The organism is Bacillus sp. FG16 (assembly GCF_057809515.1).
The window spans coordinates 1-20,378 of the sequence record NZ_JBMDKC010000032.1 but is presented as its reverse complement, the minus strand read 5'-3'; the positions used below and the strand labels follow the sequence as shown (position 1 = coordinate 20,378).

14 protein-coding genes and 1 pseudogene are annotated in these 20,378 nt (G+C 32.6%); 10 read left to right on the top strand and 5 right to left on the bottom strand.

What is annotated here, in order from left to right; all coding sequences use genetic code 11:
* The first annotated feature begins 6 nt into the window (after positions 1-6).
* From ACODS7_RS13885 to ACODS7_RS13875, 3 genes are all read left to right on the top strand, one after another.
* On the top strand, positions 7-768 hold the full coding sequence (locus ACODS7_RS13885) for an amino acid ABC transporter ATP-binding protein (RefSeq protein WP_016080723.1): 762 nt from the start codon (positions 7-9) through the stop codon (positions 766-768).
* Positions 769-779: 11 nt separating this feature from the next.
* Entirely contained in the window at positions 780-1,571 is a 792-nt protein-coding gene (locus ACODS7_RS13880; RefSeq protein ID WP_098629538.1) for an amino acid ABC transporter substrate-binding protein, read from the top strand.
* A 75-nt stretch (positions 1,572-1,646) separates the two neighbouring features.
* Complete coding sequence (locus ACODS7_RS13875; protein WP_098137943.1) at positions 1,647-2,555, top strand: VOC family protein; 909 nt, start codon at positions 1,647-1,649, stop codon at positions 2,553-2,555.
* Positions 2,556-2,579: 24 nt separating this feature from the next.
* Here the strand turns inward: ACODS7_RS13875 and ACODS7_RS13870 are convergent, their stop codons facing one another.
* Together ACODS7_RS13870 and ACODS7_RS13865 are read right to left on the bottom strand one after the other, a co-directional pair.
* Positions 2,580-3,497 carry a GNAT family acetyltransferase gene (locus tag ACODS7_RS13870; RefSeq protein ID WP_243168457.1) on the bottom strand — a complete coding sequence of 306 codons (918 nt, stop codon included), beginning with the start codon at positions 3,495-3,497 and terminating at the stop codon, positions 2,580-2,582.
* On the bottom strand, positions 3,494-4,012 hold the full coding sequence (locus tag ACODS7_RS13865) for a GNAT family N-acetyltransferase (RefSeq protein WP_098137939.1): 519 nt from the start codon (positions 4,010-4,012) through the stop codon (positions 3,494-3,496). Before ACODS7_RS13865 ends, ACODS7_RS13870 begins: the two co-directional genes overlap by 4 nt.
* 291 nt (positions 4,013-4,303) lie before the next feature.
* Here ACODS7_RS13865 and ACODS7_RS13860 point away from each other — a divergent pair, with 291 nt between their 5' ends.
* Together ACODS7_RS13860 and colA are read left to right on the top strand one after the other, a co-directional pair.
* Positions 4,304-4,981 (top strand): MgtC/SapB family protein, encoded by a 678-nt coding sequence (locus tag ACODS7_RS13860; RefSeq protein ID WP_098629537.1) that lies wholly within the window; start codon positions 4,304-4,306, stop codon positions 4,979-4,981.
* 202 nt (positions 4,982-5,183) lie between these two features.
* Positions 5,184-8,099 (top strand): collagenase ColA, encoded by a 2,916-nt coding sequence (colA, locus tag ACODS7_RS13855; RefSeq protein WP_098629536.1) that lies wholly within the window; start codon positions 5,184-5,186, stop codon positions 8,097-8,099.
* Positions 8,100-8,479: 380 nt separating this feature from the next.
* On the opposite strand, the gene ACODS7_RS13850 is transcribed toward colA, so the two are convergent.
* Positions 8,480-9,733 carry a sensor histidine kinase gene (locus ACODS7_RS13850; protein WP_098137937.1) on the bottom strand — a complete coding sequence of 418 codons (1,254 nt, stop codon included), beginning with the start codon at positions 9,731-9,733 and terminating at the stop codon, positions 8,480-8,482.
* 620 nt (positions 9,734-10,353) lie between these two features.
* Between ACODS7_RS13850 and ACODS7_RS13845 the strand changes: the two genes are divergently transcribed.
* Positions 10,354-10,794, top strand: coding sequence for a hypothetical protein (locus tag ACODS7_RS13845; RefSeq protein WP_000773517.1), 441 nt, complete (start codon positions 10,354-10,356; stop codon positions 10,792-10,794).
* 372 nt (positions 10,795-11,166) lie between these two features.
* On the opposite strand, the gene ACODS7_RS13840 is transcribed toward ACODS7_RS13845, so the two are convergent.
* Entirely contained in the window at positions 11,167-11,520 is a 354-nt protein-coding gene (locus tag ACODS7_RS13840; protein WP_016080730.1) for a hypothetical protein, read from the bottom strand.
* A gap of 583 nt (positions 11,521-12,103) precedes the next feature.
* On the opposite strand from ACODS7_RS13840, the gene ACODS7_RS13835 reads away from it, so the two are divergent.
* Entirely contained in the window at positions 12,104-15,385 is a 3,282-nt protein-coding gene (locus ACODS7_RS13835; RefSeq protein WP_098137935.1) for a VaFE repeat-containing surface-anchored protein, read from the top strand.
* A gap of 78 nt (positions 15,386-15,463) precedes the next feature.
* Here the strand turns inward: ACODS7_RS13835 and ACODS7_RS13830 are convergent.
* A pseudogene (locus ACODS7_RS13830) lies at positions 15,464-15,719 on the bottom strand (SunI/YnzG family protein).
* Between the two features lie 258 nt (positions 15,720-15,977).
* Between ACODS7_RS13830 and ACODS7_RS13825 the strand changes: the two are divergent.
* The 3 genes from ACODS7_RS13825 (at position 15,978) to hlyII (ending at position 20,230) form a co-directional block, all read left to right on the top strand.
* Positions 15,978-16,721 carry a M15 family metallopeptidase gene (locus ACODS7_RS13825; RefSeq protein WP_029442983.1) on the top strand — a complete coding sequence of 248 codons (744 nt, stop codon included), beginning with the start codon at positions 15,978-15,980 and terminating at the stop codon, positions 16,719-16,721.
* 733 nt (positions 16,722-17,454) lie between these two features.
* A complete protein-coding gene (locus tag ACODS7_RS13820) occupies positions 17,455-18,687 on the top strand; it encodes an N-acetylmuramoyl-L-alanine amidase (protein ID WP_016080733.1) in 1,233 nt (410 codons plus the stop codon).
* A gap of 304 nt (positions 18,688-18,991) precedes the next feature.
* Positions 18,992-20,230: a hemolysin II HlyII gene (gene hlyII, locus ACODS7_RS13815; protein ID WP_043937930.1), complete on the top strand. Its 1,239-nt coding sequence runs from the start codon at positions 18,992-18,994 to the stop codon at positions 20,228-20,230.
* Positions 20,231-20,378: the final 148 nt, after the last annotated feature.

The following is a 20,378-nucleotide window of genomic DNA, read 5'->3' as shown; positions in this document are numbered from 1 at the left end:
ATATATATGATTGAGATAAGAGATTTGTATAAGTCTTACAAACATAATGAAGTACTAAAAGGAATTTCACTTACTGTAAATAAGGGAGAAGTAGTAGTCATTATTGGACCTTCTGGTTCGGGTAAATCGACATTATTAAGGTGTTTAAACTTATTAGAACAACCGAATGATGGCAGTATTAGAATTGAAGATTTAGAGATTTATGCGAAGAGACTTTATAAAAAAGAAATAATACAATTGCGTCAAAAAACGGCAATGGTTTTTCAAAATTATAATTTATTTAAAAATAAAACAGCATTGCAAAATATTACAACGGCATTAACGGTTGTACAGAAAAAAAGTGAAGAAGAGGCAAAGGGAATATCGAGAAAAATATTAAAACAAGTAGGCTTAGCTGATAAAGAAGATTTTTATCCAACAATGTTATCAGGAGGGCAACAGCAAAGGATAGGTATTGCTAGGGCAATGGCTTTAAATCCCGCAGTATTATTGTTTGATGAACCGACTTCCGCACTTGATCCAGAATTGGTGAATGAGGTATTGCAAGTTATTAAAGACTTGGCAAGGCAGCACATAACGATGGTTGTTGTTACACATGAAATGAATTTTGCAAAAGAGGTGGCGGATCGCGTTATATTTATGGCTGATGGCATTATTGTAGAGCAGGGAACACCAGAAGAAATTTTCCGAAACCCACAAAATGAACGTACGAAAAAGTTTTTACGACAATTGAATGCTTCAGAAGAAGGCAATCATTTCGTTATTTAGGAGGAAGAATTGTGAGGAAATCATCATTATTACTAACATTAGCATTAACAGTATCAGTTGGAGTTTTATCAGCTTGTGGTTCAAATACAGCAAGCGAAACAACAAATGAAAAAGTAGTAAAAGTTGGGACATCTGCAGGTCGTAGTCCATTTATTTTTAAAGAAGGTGAGAAAGTAAAAGGCTTTGATGCTGAAATTATTGAAGCGGCTGCTAAAAAGGCTGGGTATAAAGTAGAATGGAATGTTTCTGATTTTGAGGGATTATTTGGCTTATTAGATTCAGGACGAATTGATACAATTGCAAATGAACTATCAGTTTCTCCGGAAAGAAAAAAGAAATATGATTTTTCAATTCCGTACGTGTATTCTGGTTCTGTATTCGCGGTGAAGAAAGATAATCATACCATTAAATCGCTAGAAGATTTAAAAGGTAAGACTGTAGGTGTCGGGCTTGGTACAGCTGGAGAGCAAGAATTAAAAGCATTAAATAAAAATAATGCTTTTACAATTAAAACGTTCTCAGAGGATCCGACAGCGGAATTGAATGAAGTAGGACTTGGACGCGTCGATGCCTATTATAATGATAAAGTTCAAGTAGAAACAACTATAACAAAGGCGAAATTGGACAACGTCAAAATAGGATTTGGCCCACTTGAATGGGGAGAGATTGCATTTCCATTTGCAAAAAAGAGTGAAAAGTTAGAAGATATAAATAAAGCGTTGAAAGAATTAGAGAAAGATGGCACATTAAGTGATATATCGAAAAAATGGCTAAAAGTTGATGCTACGAAAAAACAAAATTAAGGTGTATTCGTTGAATGGAGTTATCGCCTATCAACTGATATAAAAAATTAAAGGAAACTAGAGAGGAAGTTATTCATGGTACAAATTCATCCGAAAACACGTATTGGTCATGTTGAATTTAAAGTGAAAGATTTAGAGCGTCAAATTGCTTTTTATGAAAATGTTGTAGGCTTAGAGGTAATTAAGCAAGAGGGAAATAAAGCATATTTATCTGGAAAAGGTGGAAAGAACGCGTTACTTGTTCTTGAAAAGTTAGAGGACGGGGTACTGCAAGAACCGCGTACGACTGGTATATATCATGTAGCCTTTTTAGTTCCGACTCGTGAAGCTTTTGCTTCTACGCTATTTGGGGTTCTTCGTAATAAGAATGTAATTGACAGCCCGGCTGAGCAAGAAGGGCGTTATACATATTCAAATGAAATTTTACCAATTTCAAGGTTTAATAGTGCAAGTGATCATACATATAGCGAAGCTTTTTATTTGCAAGATTTAGAGGGGAATGGTATTGAAATTTATGCAGACCGTCCGCGCGATCAATGGGGAGAAGGGCCAGGAGGAAGTACACCACTTGATTTAAAAGAATTGGCAACACTCGTTGATTATGAGTTTGCTGGTTTGCCTGCTAATACTGTCGTTGGGCACGTACATTTACGAATAGCTGATGTAGAGAAATCACATGAATTTTATGTGGAAACAGTAGGTTTTGAAGTACAACAGCGTGAAGAGGATTGCTTATTTATTTCAGCAGGGGGATATCATCACCATATTGGTGCAAATACGTGGAACGGAGTAAACAATCCACACCCACCAGTACATGCAACTGGACTAAAGGTATATGCGATTGTACTACCGCATAAAGAAGCATTAGATGAAGTGAAAGAAAGATTAATAGAAAAACAACATGAAATAAATGAAACTACAAATGGGTTTGCGGTAGTAGATCCAAGTGGTATTACAGTGCAGTTTGAAATAAAAGCAGTATAAAAAAAGAAGCTAGAAAGTGTTTAATCACTTTCTAGCTTCTTTTTGATACGTAATCCAAGTAGCACAAGGGTTAAAAGGGAAGGATTTTAATATTTCCATTGCATATATACTAGTTGAATCGAATTCACCTTGAATGAAAGAATAGCCGTGTTTATTTGCATACATAATTTGTTCGAAAACGAGAATTTTTAGTAATGGTAAATTGTCTGTAGTGTGAGTTCCGCACCATCCTAGTTCTAACGTATTATCCTTTTCCGATGTATGGAGGAAAGAGTACCCAATAATTTCGTTCTCTTCACTTATAATTAGAAAGCTCCCATCTAATAACACGTCATCAGCTAAGATCTTTTTTTTCCAAGTTTCGAGAGGATATAAGGCAACGGGATTTGCTAAGTGGGTTTGCTTGTAAATGCCTTTTACTAAGTAGGCTAGTTTTTCTAGTAAGTTACTATTAGATACGATGTTTGATAAAGTTTGTAAATGATAATTTGAATTAGGAACTATATCGATAGGAACTATTTTTTGTAAGTCTAATATTGGCATATATGTTCTTCGGATTTCAATAAAATTATTTTGTTCATAATAAGCTTTTAAATGAGCTGACGTTTCCCATATAGAAGTTTGGAATGGTAAATTAAATTGTTCTCGTTTTTGAATCTCAGTAAATAAGAATTGTTCAATATGTAGCTCTGAATAGAAAGGGTTCGTGTATATTCGAAAGTATGTGCAGTATGGATGGAAGTTACTGTTCCAGGCGAAAAAGATACCCACTACATCTTTTTTATAGTAGGCAACATACGCGCAGTTTGTTTTATTGTTTCGTAATAAGTTAAGCAGAGAATATTCTTCGTTGTATAAATCAATTAGTTTTCTTACTTCTAATTCATTATTATCTCTATATCTTTCTAAGGAGAGATTACTTTCGTTTAATGAGTGATTCATAGCTCAATCCAATATCTTCTTACTACAATCCCATCTTCCTCAGTGAAATCATCATCACGAATCCCGCCGTTATGTAAAATTGTTTTTTCAGAAGCGGTATTCACTGCGTCGCAAACGACAAGTACTTTCGTGATGTCTAATTCCTTCGTTTTTTCTAATGATAATGCTAGTAACTTCGTAGCATAACCTTTTCTTCTTTCAGAAGGGCGAATGCCATAACCAATATGACCGCCAGCGTTAAATAGATGTTCAGTTAAACGATGACGTATATTAACAGCTCCGACAATTCTATTATTATCTGTAACGAGCCAATATGTAGAATCTGGTACCCAAGTTTCAGGGATATTTATTCCGTTATGCGCATCGAGAAGTTCTTGAACCATAGCTGGGAAGTTGGCAGGATTTTTTGTGATAACCCACGGGATCATTGTTTCACCGCTATCTTTCCATTCGTTATAGAAATCTAAGTATTCTTCTTGTAAATCAGTAGTAGGTGTAAGTAACGAGACGTTCATTGTTAGTAAGCTCCTTTATTTATGTAGTTTTTATAAAAAAATTATGACACAAAATGAAAGCGTTTTCTGAAATTTCTCAACCTAATTTCATGTAATTCACCTTTGTTTTTTTAGAAAATTAGTGGAGGTTTAAAATTAGAAGTTATTTATTTTATGTTAACATTTAAAATATTAACATAAAACGGTCGGAGTATTAAGTTTGTTTTAGTGGTATTCTTTCGTATCGATAAATGGATGTTTGTGATAATTTTTGTTTTATCTATCTATAATGAATGAAAGGGGGAAGTGCCCGTGAGTGTAGATTTTGATTTTATTATACGAATCGGTGTTGCTGGCTTGTTAGGAGCAATGATTGGTATTGAAAGAGAAATTCGATCGAAAGAAGCTGGATTAAAGACTCATTTCCTCGTAGCGGTAGGAAGTGCGTTAATAATGGTTGTTTCGAAATATGCCTTTTCAGATATTGTGTTTGAAGAGCATATGTCTCTAGACCCAAGTCGTATTGCAGCACAAGTCGTTAGTGGAGTTGGCTTTTTAGGTGCAGGCACAATTATTATTCAAAAGCAGGCGGTGAAAGGATTAACGACAGCGGCTGGTTTATGGGCCACAGCAGGAATTGGATTAGCAATTGGGGCTGGCATGTATGTAGTAGGGATTGGAGCGACGATTCTCGTTTTAATTGGTTTAGAAATTGTAAGTCGTATTTTTAAAGTGCAATTTTTATTTCCACAAAATATAACAGTGCAAATGTTTGTAAATAAACATGAAGCAGTACAACAAATATTAGAAACACTACAGGTGAAAGGTATTCCAATACTTTTATATGAAGTAGAAGCTTCACAGCAAGGTACAGAAACTGTTTATAAGGTAGGGATGCAACTGAAAAATATATCGTCAGAAGAAAAGAATGAGTTTATTCAGTATATGCAAACATTACCGGAAGTTACGTTTATAAAGTTAAAATCATAGTGTTGAAAACGAGGATAGATGTAGCAGGAATTTTGCTATTATCTATCTTTTTTTGATATAAAATGCACGGAAAGTCAAGCGTTAATTTTACATGGAATGGATACATGTGTGAACGTTACCTTATTTTTTCTCAATACAGGACAAAAAGTAAAAATAGTAAAATAATGGAGCGGGACACTAAAAATGTAAGGTAGGGGAGAGTATGAAAGGCTATTCAAAAAAAATGTTAGTAGGGGTAAGTTTTGCTAGTTTAATGTTAGGGAGTTTTCAAGGGGTAAGTTTGGCAGAAGATACTAAGGGAGAGCAAGTTTCTTATCGAAATGTGCTCAAAATGGAGCCAGTCGGTGTACAACTACCAGTACAAGAATTAGCTCATTCATCGAAAGTGCTCGAAAGCAAGTCTTTTGAGAAAAGGCTACAATTTGCCGATTTATCACAAAGACCGCCTGAGCTAAAAAAGGAAAGTAAGCAATTAGCTGTAGCGAAAACTTATACAATTGCTGAGTTAAATCAATTAAGCAATCAGCAGTTAGTAGATTTACTTGTAACAATTGATTGGGAGCAGATTACGGGGCTATTTCAGTTTAATACAGACAGTCTAGCATTCTATCAAAATGATAGTAGAATGCAGGCGATTATTGATAAATTGAAGCAGCAAGGACAAGCCTATACGAAGGATGATTCAAAAGGGATTGAGACATTAGTAGAGGTATTACGTTCAGGATTTTATTTAGGATTTTATAATTCGGAACTTAGTAAATTAAATGAACGAAGTTATCATAATAAATGCTTACCTGCATTAAAAGCGATGGCTAACAATTCAAATTTCAAGCTGGGTACATTAGAGCAAAATAGAGTGGTATCATCATACGGAAAGTTAATAGGAAACGCTTCGAGTGATGTGGAAACGATAACATCAGCTGCAAAAATTTTTAAACAATATAATGATAATTTTTCTACATTAGTAGATAATCTTTCAGCTGGAAATGCTATTTACGATATTATGCAAGGTGTTGACTACGACATTCAATCGTATTTGTACGATACGAGGAAAGCACCGAAAGATACAGTATGGTATCAGAAAATAGATAGTTATATTAATGAATTAAGTCGTTTTGCATTAATGGGAACGATTACAGCAAAAAACGGTTGGCTTATTAATAATGGCATTTATTATACAGGTAGACTCGGTACGTTCCATAGTACAGGAACGAAAGGGTTACAAGTTGTAACAGATGCGATGAAAATTTATCCGTATTTAGGGGAGCAATATTTCGTAGCTGCTGAGCAAATCGCAACGAATTATGGCGGAAAAGATGCAAATGGTAAAGTGGTGAATTTAGATCAAATAAGAGAAGATGGAAAGAAAAAATATTTGCCAAAAACGTATACGTTTGATGATGGGGCAATTGTTTTAAAAGCTGGAGATAAAGTGACAGAAGAAAAAGTAAAACGTTTATATTGGGCGGCAAAAGAAGTGAAGGCACAATTCCATCGTACGGTTGAAAGTGATCAACCTTTAGAAAAAGGAAATCCTGATGATGTATTAACGATGGTTATTTATAATAGCCCAGCAGAATATCAATTTAATCGTCAATTGTACGGATATGAAACGAATAACGGTGGTCTTTATATAGAAGGAACAGGTACGTTCTTTACTTATGAGCGTACGCCAGAAGAAAGTATTTATAGTTTAGAAGAATTATTCCGACACGAGTTCACACATTATTTACAAGGTAGATATGAAGTACCAGGGTTATGGGGACAAGGAAAAATATATGAAAATGAAAGATTATCTTGGTTTGAAGAAGGGAATGCTGAATTTTTTGCAGGGGCAACGAGAACGGATAATGTTGTACCGAGAAAGAGTATTATAGGAGGATTATCTTCAAATCCAGCAGAGCGTTATACGGCAGAGCGAACGTTAAATGCAAAGTATGGAACGTGGGATTTCTATAATTATTCCTTTGCTTTACAATCTTATATGTACAATAAGAGATATGATATGTTTGATAAAATACATGATCTTATTAGGAAAAATGATGTAACAGCATATGATGCATATCGCTCTACATTAAGTAAAGATGCGAATTTAAATAAAGATTATCAAGACTATATGCAAATGCTAGTTGATAATCGTGAGAAATATAACGTGCCATTAGTATCAGACGATTATTTAGCAAATCATGCACCGAAACCAGTTTCAGATATTGCGGCAGAAATAACGGCGGAAGCAAAATTGAAAAATGTATCAGTGAAGAAAAATAAATCACAGTTCTTTAATACATTCACACTACAAGGAACATATACAGGAACTGCAGCAAAAGGAGAATATGAAGACTGGAAAACAATTACACAAAACGTTAATGATACGTTAAAACGTTTAAGTGCAAAAGAATGGACAGGTTATAAAACAGTAACAGCATACTTCGTAAATTATCGCGTGAATGCATCAGGACAATTTGAATATGATGTTGTGTTCCACGGTATTAATACAGAAGAAGGTGCAGAGAATAAAGCGCCAGTTGCGGTTATAAACGGTCCGTATAGTGGAAATGTAAATGAAGCAATTTCATTTAAAAGCGACGGATCAAAAGATGAAGACGGGAAAATTATTTCATATAAATGGGAGTTTGGAGACGGTACTGTAAGTAATGAGCAAAATCCAACTCACGTATATATAAAAGAAGGAACGTATACGGCGAAATTAACGGTAACAGACGATAAAGGAGCAACTAATACTGCTACAGCGACTGTAACTGTTCAAAAGAAAGAAGATAACAGTGTAGAAAAAGAACCGAATAACTCATTCCAAACAGCAAACAAACTGCAGTTAAATCAAGTCTTACGTGCTAGTTTAGGAAATGGCGATACAAGTGATTTCTTTGAAATTAATGTGGAGACTGCTAAAAACCTTCAAATTAACGTAACGAATGAAAATAATATCGGAATGAACTGGGTACTTTATTCTGAAGCAGATTTAAATAATTATGTTACGTATGCTCAGCAGCAAGGGAATAAACTAGTAGGTAGTTACTACACGTATCCAGGGAAGTATTATTTACATGTGTATCAGTATGGCGGGGGGACAGGGAATTATACGGTGGAAGTGAAGTAGTAAAAAGGGAGTTGTCTTTTTCAATGAATGGCACAAGGTCTGTACTTTAATGGAAAAACAACTGTAGGAAATGTCTATAATGATAATAACAAATTAAGTGTCGAGAGATGTTATATTTACATTAAACAAATCTAATCAGTAAATGAGATAAAGTCGATGAACTAGTATTTCATCACGATGTAAGAAAAGTTATAAATATTAAGTGTTTTTAATTGAATTAAACTAAAGGATCAGAGTATATCTGTAACAATAGATAAGCCCTGATCCTTATTATTTTTAATTAACACACATGAATTTAAGATAATTAATAAGTAAGCTAGCGCTAGCGGGATTCTTAAAATTCATTTATGTAATTAACTAAACAGAAAATTTTTATCGCATTAGTAAGGGATACTAATAGAAAAGCGTGTCCCTTTACCTAAGTTACTCTCTATCTCTATATCTCCGTTTAATTCTTTAATAATACTATAAGCAATCATAGTACCAAGTCCAGTTCCTTTTTCTGTTGTTGAATAGAATGGCAAAGCAATTCGTTTTATTTGTTGAGATGACATCCCAATTCCTGAATCAATAATATCAATTATGATATTTCCTTTTACTTTTTGTATATTTATTTGTAATAATCCACCATTTTTCATAGCCTCAATTCCGTTTTGGATGATGTTGTTTAGACAGAGTTTGAATTTTTCGGGGTCCCCATTTATATAAAAGGAATCTGTACTATTTTGTTTGATTTCAACTTTGTATGATAGAGCGAGTGGTGAAATAGTATCTTTCACTTGATTTAAAATGTGATTAATATCTATTTTCTCTTTTAGGGTGTTCTGTGGTTTGGTTAAAGATAAATAGTTATTAATAGTAGATTGTATTTGCTGCATTTCAATTAACATGATTTCTAAGTATTGATCCTGAGATAGCTTAGAGGCATGTTTTTCATTTAATAATTGAGTGAATCCATGTACCGTGGTTAGTGGATTGTGGATTTCGTGTGCAATTGACGCTGCTAGTTCGCTAGCTATATAAAATTTTTCAGCTCGTTGTAGCTTTTCTTTCATTTTATATTTCTCAATCATTCCCTCTATTAAATAAACTGATAATAATACTGTGAAAATATTAATGATTATGTAATTTAATAAAAATTCTATGAGAGTAGAGTCTATTTTCCCTCCTGTATGTATTTGAGTTACAATACCGCAAATAGAAAGTGAAGTTGTACATACTAAAATAAGGAGTAAGCTTAATAATACTTTTTTTTCTTTAACATACATAGGTAATAAGTAACGAAAGAGCATTGTTATACCAAAAATAATAGTGAAGATAATAAATGATGGAAGAACGCCATTTCCGCCTAAGTAAAACCGATAAGAAAGATATAAAATTCCTATAAAAACAATGTTTTTTGTATTTCCATATAGAAAAACTAATATTATAGGAATAAAACGTAAATCATAAATAAATCCCACATGTAAATGAAAAGGAAAAGTCATACAAAAAATAATAGCAATGGAGGAAAGGATAGAAAATAACATATTATTACATGTTGTTTTTTCTTTAAACTCTAGCCAAAATACGTGATAGCTAAGGATACAAATTATTATAATAAAGGTATTTAATAAAAGAGTAGAAATTCCCATAGTTTTGCATCTCCGATAGTTTGTAAGTAGAATTATGTATGAGTTGGACATAGATGTTTAGTATTAGTAGACTTTTTATCTAAAAAAGGAAGGGTACTTGAAAAACATGCTGTTATATTACTCGTATTAAAATTGATAAGGAAAATAGAAAAAATCTATTTAAATTTATGTACATATGAAATTATAAACTAACTTTTGTATAGGTAAAATTTGGATTGAGTTACTGATAAAATAAGGTTTTTTAAGTATGAATATTCTGTGAAAATGATATGCGTGGTGACTCCTGTTTTGTAGCCTTCGTTATATTAACATGGAATATATCAAATTACAAAGTGAAATTTTAGAAAAATTTTATTAGTACATTTTATCTGAAATAGAAATGCTATTTATGTGAGTATTTTAGTACTTACTCGTATAAAACTTTGTTAGAAAAAGAATTTAAAATTTACATGTTTTTTATGAAGCGTAATATTGTAACTTTATCTATGTGGGTTTCTCAATAACTATTAAGGTGAAGAGTTAAGATATATAGGTTTATAGATATGAATTATTACATAAAAACGCACTTGGAAAAGGATGTATGATGGTAATTGAATACAAACATCAAGGGGGAACTTAAAATGAAGTTAAATAAACTAGTGCTTAGTTGTGGAGTAGTTTCAGCATTAACACTTGGTGTGTTAGGGAATAATACTTATGCTGAAGAAGTACACAAAACGAATGATCCAATTCATGTAGTTGAACATGTTTCTGCAGACTTATTATTAACCCAAACAATGGATTATAGTGGCGAGGCTGAAACTTCTTTCGTATATGATGGGAGTACTGACTTAAGCTTCTCTATGAAAAATAATGGTCAAAATACAATGGGATATAGTGTAAAAGGTCCAAATACAGAGCTAATTGTTGGTGGTTATATAAAACCTGGAGAACAACAAATTAATGTTACAAATGTACGGAATGCTTTATCTCCATTACCGAATGGAACATATAAAATTTACGTTTCAAATGATGATGGTTCTAAGGGGCAATTCCAAGTTTCAGTAAGATCTATGAATTAAATTTAAAACGCTTTGCTTTTAAGTTAATTTAATCTTTACTTATTGGAAAGAAGCTAAATTGAATTGAGAATTACCGATAAAAATGAAAACGAGCACCTTATCTAATTGTGAGAGGCTGTTCGTTTTTTGCTATTAAACAGAAAACAATTATAAATACATTTTGATATTTCCATTGCTAACCTACTAGATTGTGTCAACGAGAGAATGTCTACTATAAAAGATATCAAAATAAAGATGATGTAACATTCCGCTAAATTATATGGGGAAATAGAAAAACCACTCTTATATGAGTGGTTTTTAGTAATTATTTTTAGGTTATACATTTAAAATTAGGCTAAGTTATAGAAATAATAAACATTTAATCCGTTGTTATTATTTTGGTTCTGGATAATGATTGTAGTATGAGATTCTAATAAATTCTTGATAGACATTTGTTAATTTAGCATCTCTAAGAGCATCGTTGAATTTTTGCATACGTACACTACCTTGAGCGTAGCCTCCACCAGGAGTATAAGGGTTTCTAGCTTCAAAGTCATCCAAAAATACTTTTAATTTTTTATAGTCTTGAGATTGATAGAAAGCCACGGCCTCTTCAGGAGTAACATCAAAGTAAGAGGATGATGTTGAGTTATAAGAAGCTGCTTGAGCAGTAGGTACCTCTAGCATAGTTGCAGCTCCACCGAACATAGTAAGCGCCATAGAAGATACAATAATTTTTTTAAACATAATAAAACCTCCATGTAGAATATTGGATTAACAGTAACCCTGTAATCATTATAGTTACATTGAAAATGATTATCAAATGCAATGTTGCATAATGTATCCCGCTATTTGTGGGCAGTAAGACTCACGCCCAAAAATTCAATGAAAGTAAAGAAGTTAGATGGGGATCGAGCTGAATAAAGTTTTACTTTATTCTTTAAATGAGGAGTCACCCTTATATCTCAATGAAGGAGCGTAATAGAGAATTAATAGATTAAAAGAGGTGTATAAATTACTCGGATTAACCAGAAAATGAAAAGGCTATTTTTAATAGTGGGAAAGCTTAATAACTGAAGTGAAGGAATTGCTATTTATATATTTAACATACATATTTGTCTTTTAACTTGTAGGCGTGTTTTAGAATTTGTATATAGTAAATTCGTTAAAAAACTTGATAAATAATAAAATGTGTAAATTTTTTGACTATTTAATTAAAATTATTTAATATTTGTAATTTATTGTTTTATAATGATAATCGGGTCGATCGTGAATGTTTTAGATATTGCGATATATACTCGGATTAATTTATTCTAGGGAGGTTACAAAATTGGGTAAGAGAGTCATTATAAGAGTTTTTACATTATTATCAGTACTGGCATTATTCCTTAATGTATTTTTACCTAGGGCTAGTGCAGAGGTTATGACGCATGAGAAATATTCAATGGACTGGAGTTATAGTAATAGTCTAGGTAAGTACATTCGCACTGAAATGATTAAAAATTCAAGTGGTCAAATTGCTTATTGCTTAACTCTTGGATTAAAATCACCAAATGGTGAAGATCTTCCTGAAATGGGGAAAACAGATAATGTAGTATATAGAGTCTTATTAAATGGTTTCCCACAAAAAAGTGCTGAACAGCTGGGAGTAGCTAATAAAAATGAAGCGCATTATGCAACGCAACTTGCGGTTTGGAATGCATTAGGTCAACTCGATGTAAATGAATTAAAACATGAGAATAAAAATGTTGAAAAAGCAGCTAAGGCTATTATTAGTAATGCTAACAATAGTGAAGAGACTCAAGATGTTTTTATGAATGTGATTCCTGCTGAAAAGCAAAAAGCAGAATTAAAGGGTGAATTCTTCGAAACAAATCTATATTCAGTACAAACAAATGCTAAGAGTGGTTCTTATAAGGTAGTAGCGAAAAATGCACCTAATGGAGTTAGAATTGTTAGTGAAAATGGAGAAGTGAAAGATCAGCTTTCAGTTGGAGAAAAATTTCGTATCCAAATTCCTAAGAATACAAAAACGGGTGAATTTAATTTAAGTGTAGCTGCTAATTTAACTAAAGTTCAAGCAATTGCTTACCGTGGTACGGATACTGTTCAGAACGCTACAGTATTATTAGAAAGAAATGAAGAAAAGCTTAGTAGTGATCTTGCAGTAAATTGGGAAGCAGCTGGTTCTTTAAAAATTAAAAAGGTTGGAGAAAATGGAGAAGTTTTAGCTGGTGCAGTATTTGAGGTCTTTAATGCAAATAATGAATCAGTTGGAAAAATCACGACTGGTGCTGATGGTATGGCAGAATTAAACAACTTACCAATTGGTACTTACACATTAAAAGAAATTAAAGCACCAACAGGCTATGTTTCAGATGATAAACCACAAACTATTGAAGTTAAGACAGGAGAAACAGGAGCTGTCCAAATAGTAAATAACAAAGTAAAAGGTAACATCGAAATTAAAAAGCTCAGTGATTCAGGAAAGGTTTTACCAAATGTTGAATTCACAGTCTTTACTGAAGATGGAAAAGAAGTGCAAAAAGTAGTAACAAAAGAAAATGGAATTGCAAACGTTGAAGGTCTTACGTATGGTAAGTATTATTTCTTAGAGACAAAAACACCTAATGGATATATTGGAAATAAAACAAAGTATCCTTTTGAAATTAAAGAGCACAATAAAACACTTACTTTTACAGTGGAAAATACCGAAGTGAAAGGTAGTGTAAAATTACTAAAAGTAGATAATGAAGATATTAGCAAAAAATTAGAAGGTGCAGTATTTGAATTGAAAGATGAAAGTGGAAAAGTAGTTGGGGAATATAAGACAGATAAAAATGGCGAGATTAACGTCAAAGATTTAGCGTATGGTAAATATTCATTTGTAGAAAAGGCTTCTCCACATGGTTACGTTCTTGTTAAAGAACCAATTATGTTCGAAATAAAGGAACATGGGAAGATTATTGAGTTATTGGCAGTTAATCATCTTATCAAAGGTGATCTAGAAATTACAAAGGTAGATGTAGCTGATGGAAATAACAAGCTTCCAAATGCAGAATTTACGATTTATAACGAAACAGGAAAAGAAGTAGTAAAAGGAAAAACAGACGATAAAGGAATCGCTAAATTTGAAAAATTACCATTTGGAAAATACACATATAAAGAAACTGTTGCACCAAAAGGTTATGTATTAAATGAAGAAACGTTCTCTTTTGAAATTAAAGAGAATGGTCAAATCATTAAACACATTGTCAAAGATGAAAAGATTCCTTCAATAAAAACAACAGCTACTGATAAAACAGATGGCACAAAAGAAATGCACACGTCTAAGTCTGTAACAATCCAAGATAAAGTGGAATACAAAGACCTACAAGTAGGTAAAGAATACACTTTAAAAGGTAAATTAATGAATAAAGAGACTAATAAACCATTAGTTGTAAATGGTAAAGAAGTAACAGCTGAAACGAAGTTTACACCAAAAGAAGCAAATGGCTCTATTACATTAGACTTCACATTTGATGCAACTGGTTTAGAAGAAAAAGAGGTAGTAGTATTCGAAGAGTTATTGAAAGAAGGAAAAACTGTTACAACACATGCTGATATCAATGATAAAGGTCAAACAGTTAAGTTCGTTAAGCCATCAGTAAAAACGACAGCAACAAACAAAGCTGATGGTGGAAAAGAGATTCATTCAAAGGATTCTATCACTATTCAAGACAAAGTGGAGTATACTAACTTAGTTGTAGGTAAAGAGTACACTGTAAAAGGTAAACTAATGAACAAAGCTATTAACAAACCATTATTAATTGATGGAAAAGAAGTAACAGCTGAAACGAAGTTTACTGCAAAAGAAAAGAACGGTTTTGTAACATTAGACTTTACTTTTGTTGGTGCTGAACAGCAAGGAAGAGAAGTAGTCGTGTTTGAAGACTTATTACATGAAGGGCAAGTAATTACAACGCATGCTGACATTAACGATGTAGGTCAAACAGTTCGATTTGTAGAACCTTCTATTAAAACGACAGCTATAAACAAAGCTGATGGTTCTAAAGAGTTAGACGCTTCTAAATCTGTAACAATCCAAGATAAAGTGGAATACAAAGACTTAATCGTGGGTAAAGAGTATGTTGTAAAAGGTAAACTAATGGATAAAGCAACAAACAAGCCATTATTAGTTGATGGTAAAGAAGTAACAGTAGAATCTAAGTTTATTGCTAAAGAGAAGAATGGTTCTATCACACTAGATTTCACATTTAATGCTTCTGCATTACAAGGTAAAGAAGTAGTAGTGTTTGAAGAACTGTATCAAGATAATATATTAGTAGCTATTCACGCTGAAATTGAAGATAAGGGACAAACAGTGAAATTTAAAGAGGTAAAGCCGGAACAACCTAAACCAGAACAGCCAAATTCAGATAAAAATACTCCAACACCAGAGCAGCCTAACGAGCAAGTAAAAGAACAACCACAACCTAAGCAAGAAATTCAATCTAAAATTGGATGGTTACCGCAAACAGGTACTAATCTTACAAGTTGGATCTCTATGGCTGCAGGCGCATTACTGTTAATTGTTGGTGGAGTGATTTTCTTAAAACGTAAAAATGCATAGAAATTAAAAAATAAGCACATCTGTTTTTATAACAAGATGTGCTTATTTTTATCATTTTAGCCAAGAAGACTCCTATATTTAAGCGTGAATGGCATTTAAAATAGCAAATTTATTTGTAGTAAATAATACATAATTTTGTTTTACTGTTTTAATTAAAATACGGTCTGTTGTTCCATAAGCTGTTCCAATACGTATGACATCTACTTCCTCAACACCAGCATAGGTAGCATCTTCGGTAATCTCAATCACATCACGTAATGGAATTGTAATCTCCGCCAATTGCCATGAAATAATTAACTCTTCATTTGGTTTTTTTTACATTAATGCCTAGCATTATACCAAGACCCTTCAATAATAATACGCTACACTTCTGATCTTATTATATAAATTTTTAGATTTTTTATCTATATGTAGGAATAGAATTTATTTATATTTGTGAGCATCTTAATGATGTCAAACAAATAGAAGGATATACAGTCTTTCTATTAAGAAATATGGTAAGAACAAAAGTTCACTTCAAATTAATATGAATTTGATATGGTTGAGATATTATGAACGAGAAATAGTAAGAGTTGCAGGAAGGAAATGAATAATGAGACTTAAATTAGTAGGGATTTTCATTTGTGTAATTATGATGTTAGGTATCTTTATAATTTACACCAATCAATCTATTGGTAAAGAACCAGATAAGACGAACTATGAATCTCGTGAAAACTCCATAAATAAAGAGAAAGATAGTAGAGGAAAAGGGCAATCAAAATACAATGAAAGTTCTTTTGCTAGTATACAGGCTGTAGTTAATAAGGAATATGGATTACCCGAAGACTATAAACCAGAGGATTTAGTTGTACCAAATGTACCATTCTCATTTAGTGGAACGGTAGAAAAGAGCCACCTCCGTAAAGAGGCGGCAGAAGCACTGGAAAAGTTATTTGATTTAGCAAAGCAGGAGGGGATTCAGTTAAATGCTGTTTCGGGATTTCGTTCCTATGACTATCAACAACGACTGTATGCAAACAATGTGAAAAGAAAAGGACAAGAGCATACGGATCGCTTCTCGGCAAAACCAGGACATAGCGAACATCAAACAGGGTTAACAATGGACGTTTCTTCTAAAAGTGCGAACAATGAACTAGAGTTATCCTTTGCTAATACGAAGGAAGGAAAATGGCTGAAAGAAAACGCGCATCGCGCAGGGTTTATCATTCGTTATCCTAAGGGAAAGGAAAGTATTACAGGTTATGCCTATGAACCTTGGCATATTCGCTATGTAGGAGATATTGCTGAAAATATATATAAACAAAAGCAGACTTTAGAAGAATACATGAATCTATGAAAATAGAATTGAAGAATTAAACTGGCTATCAATAGACGTGAGATTGTAAAAGGCAGGGGATATAAATTAAGGTGTTTTTTAATTTTTTGGTGAAGAGGGAAGGTATCCCTCTTCTTTTTTCAGTCCTTGTAAAATTTGAGGATGTCTTAAGGGAGTGAAAAGATGGATTGTGTGAGTGTATTAATAAAGGCTACTTTAGGTGGCTTCTAGAGATGTTTTTTGAGGAAATACTAGTATTCATTGCAGCAATCGCCTATATTATAGGAGCATTCACGTTGGGATATAACAGAGAATTATAGAGTAAAGTAGGATTCAAAAGCATTGTTGAAAATGCGGTGGTTATAAGTTATTTTCCTATTAAAATAATTAGTCTTTGTTCAAAATTTAAGATTGTTATTTTATTATATCTAGTAACTATTTATAATATTTAATAATTACTTGGTTTACTATTAAGGTGGTTATCTTACAAAATTGTAAGGTTATTTTAATTGACACTCGTATGTATAAGTAACTATACTGGTTACACGATGTTGGTGAGTATATTTAATAATCTCTATCTATAAGTGTATGTCCGAGGATTATTTTTAGAGTAATAGTTCGATTTTAAATTCGTTATCCGTTATATATTAATATTAACGAATTAATCTATTCTTTATTCAAGGTCGTATTATTTAAAGATTAATTATAAATGATATATTTACCAAATTGTAATAACTTGATAGAGGTGTTCATTTTGAAATACAAATTAATTGCTACAGGAATTCTTGCTGGAAGTTTATTATCCTACTCATCTAATACATTTGCAAATACTCATAAGTTCCCAGATGTTCCTGCATGGGCGGACAAATCCGTTAATTATTTAGTTGATAAACAGGTATTGAATGGCTATCCAGACGGAACTTTCGGTTCAAATGACTCATTAGACAGAGCTTCAGCTACAAAAATTATGACAAAAGTTTTAGGTATACAAATTGACTCTAATGCAAAACCATCATTTACAGATTCACAAAACCACTGGGCTACTCCGTATATTGCTGCTGCTGAAAAAGCTGGTATTGTTAAAGGTGAGGGTAATGGAATCTTCAATCCATCCGGAAAAGTAACTCGCGCTGCTATGGCTACGATGCTAGTAAATGCATATAAACTACAAAGCACACCAAATCATAACGAGCAGGTTAAATTTGAAGATTTAAAAGGCCATTGGGGAGAAAAATATGCCAATATTTTAATCGGTTTGAAAATTTCTAATGGTACTGAGAACGGTTGGCAACCAAATAGATTTATAACACGTGCTGAAGCTGCTCAACTTACTGCAAAAACAGATATGATGCAACATCGTCCAAAAAACCCATTAGAAAGCAAAATAATCATTATTGATCCTGGACATGGTGGCGAAGATCCTGGGAAATCCACAAAGGGATTACCTGAAAGTAAGATTGTACTAGACACTTCTTTACGTCTACAACAATTACTTGAAAAGCATACACCATTTACAGTTTTATTAACTCGTCAATCTGATAATAGACCAGGACATGATCAAAAAAGTTCTTTACAGGAACGTGTTAAATTTGCTAAGAAAAATCAGGGTGATATCTTTATAAGCGTACATGCAAATGCTTTTAATGGTAATGCAAAAGGGACAGAAACATATTACTATAAATCTTCTAAATCCGAAAAAACAAATCCTCATGTGGAAGAAAGTCGTGTTTTAGCGGAAAAAATTCAAACACGTTTAGTAGAGGCACTTCAAACACGAGATAGAGGAGTTAAACATGGAGACCTTCATGTTATAAGAGAAAATGACATGCCAGCTGTGTTGACGGAACTGGCGTTTATAGATAATGGTATTGATTACAGTAAATTATCTACGGAAAATGGCAGACAAATTGCAGCAGAAGCCATTTATGAAGGAATTTTAGATTATTATGAATGGAAAGGAAATAATGTATCTGAATATAGGCTGTAATAAGTAATTGAAAATATAGTAATTCTCGAAATGAAGAATTCTATAATTTTTTTGCAGTTTTTCAAACAACAATTTTAAATTTGTATTTAAAATTGTTGTTTGAATCGTTATTTTATGTTTTAATAATGTTGATAATAGTTATCAATAATAGTGAGAGGAAGATTAGTGAAACATGTGTTTTTAGTTAGTGTCATAAAAGTTAATGAATTTCTATATTGTATGGCTATGAATCTATCTCTATTTTTGTGAACTAGAAATAATATATTTATATCTTTTAAATGTTTAAGAAGGAGTGGCTGTCTGTATGAAAAAAGCAAAAGAAATAGCTAAATGCGTTGCGGTAGTGTCCGTTATTATGTCTGGATCATTTGGTTTACAAGCAACATCTGCATTTGCAGATTCTAAAGGAACTGTGGAAAATCTTCAAAATGGTGGGAAGGTCTATAATAGTTTTAAAACTACTTATGACATGAAGCAGAATATCAAAAATTCAATAAAAGTTTCTTTTATTGAGGATCCTTACGCAGATAAAAAGATTGCAATTGTTACCACTGATGGTAGTAATATAGATGCTAAATATACAATTAATAGCGGATACTATAACGCAGGTTTAAAATGGCCATCAGCCTATCATACTGAAGCAGAAATAACAAGTGGTGATAGTGCTCAATTCCATAAAGCTGCCCCAGTTAATACAATGACTTCAGCAAAGGTCACTTCTGAGGTAGGGTATACACTTGGTGGAAGTGTTAAAGTAGGAGTAAATGATAAAGGGCCAAATGCCGATGCAAGTATCACAGGTAGCTTTGCTTGGAAAGAAAGTGTATCTTATGATCAAGTAGATTATAAAACGGTATTAGAGACTCACACAGATAAAAAATTAAATTGGAAAGTAGGATTCCAATCATTTAATTTCCCAGAGTGGGGAATTTATAATCGTGATTCATTCAATACTTTCTATGGTAATCAACTATTTATGAAATCACGTAGTTATAATGAAGGAACGAATAATTTTGTTTCAAAAGATACAGTACCAGCTTTAACAGGATATGGTTTTTCTCCAAACGTAGTAGCGGTTATTACTGCTGATAAAACAGAAACTACATCAGATTTAAAAATAACAAATCGTAGAATTTCAGATCAGTACAATATCGAATGGGTAAGTTCAAAATGGTGGGGAACAAATAATAAAGATACATATAATGAATTCTTTACGAACCACTATAAATTAGACTGGAAAAATCATCAAGTTACTCTTGATAACCAAAAAGCCCTTGAAGAACAAATGAATAGTATCAACAGCGTGAATGATAAACTTAACAAAGGAAAAGGGAAATTATCTCTTTCAATGAATGGAAATCAACTCAAAGCTACGTCTAGCAATGCTGGTTATGGTATCAGTTACGAAGATAAAAATTGGGGTATCTTTGTAAATGGTGAAAAGGTCTATACTTTTAATGAAAAATCAACTGTAGGCAATATATCTAATGATATTAACAAATTAAACATTAAAGGACCTTATATCGAGATTAAACAGATTTAGTCAGAAAATGATGGACGATTGATGGATAATTATCTCATCAAGATACGAGTATACTAGTTTATCCCGCATTAACGGGCAGCCCGATTGGTTCACCTAATAATCAGTGGGGGATGAACAAAACCCCCACTGATTAAAGTTTCACTTTATT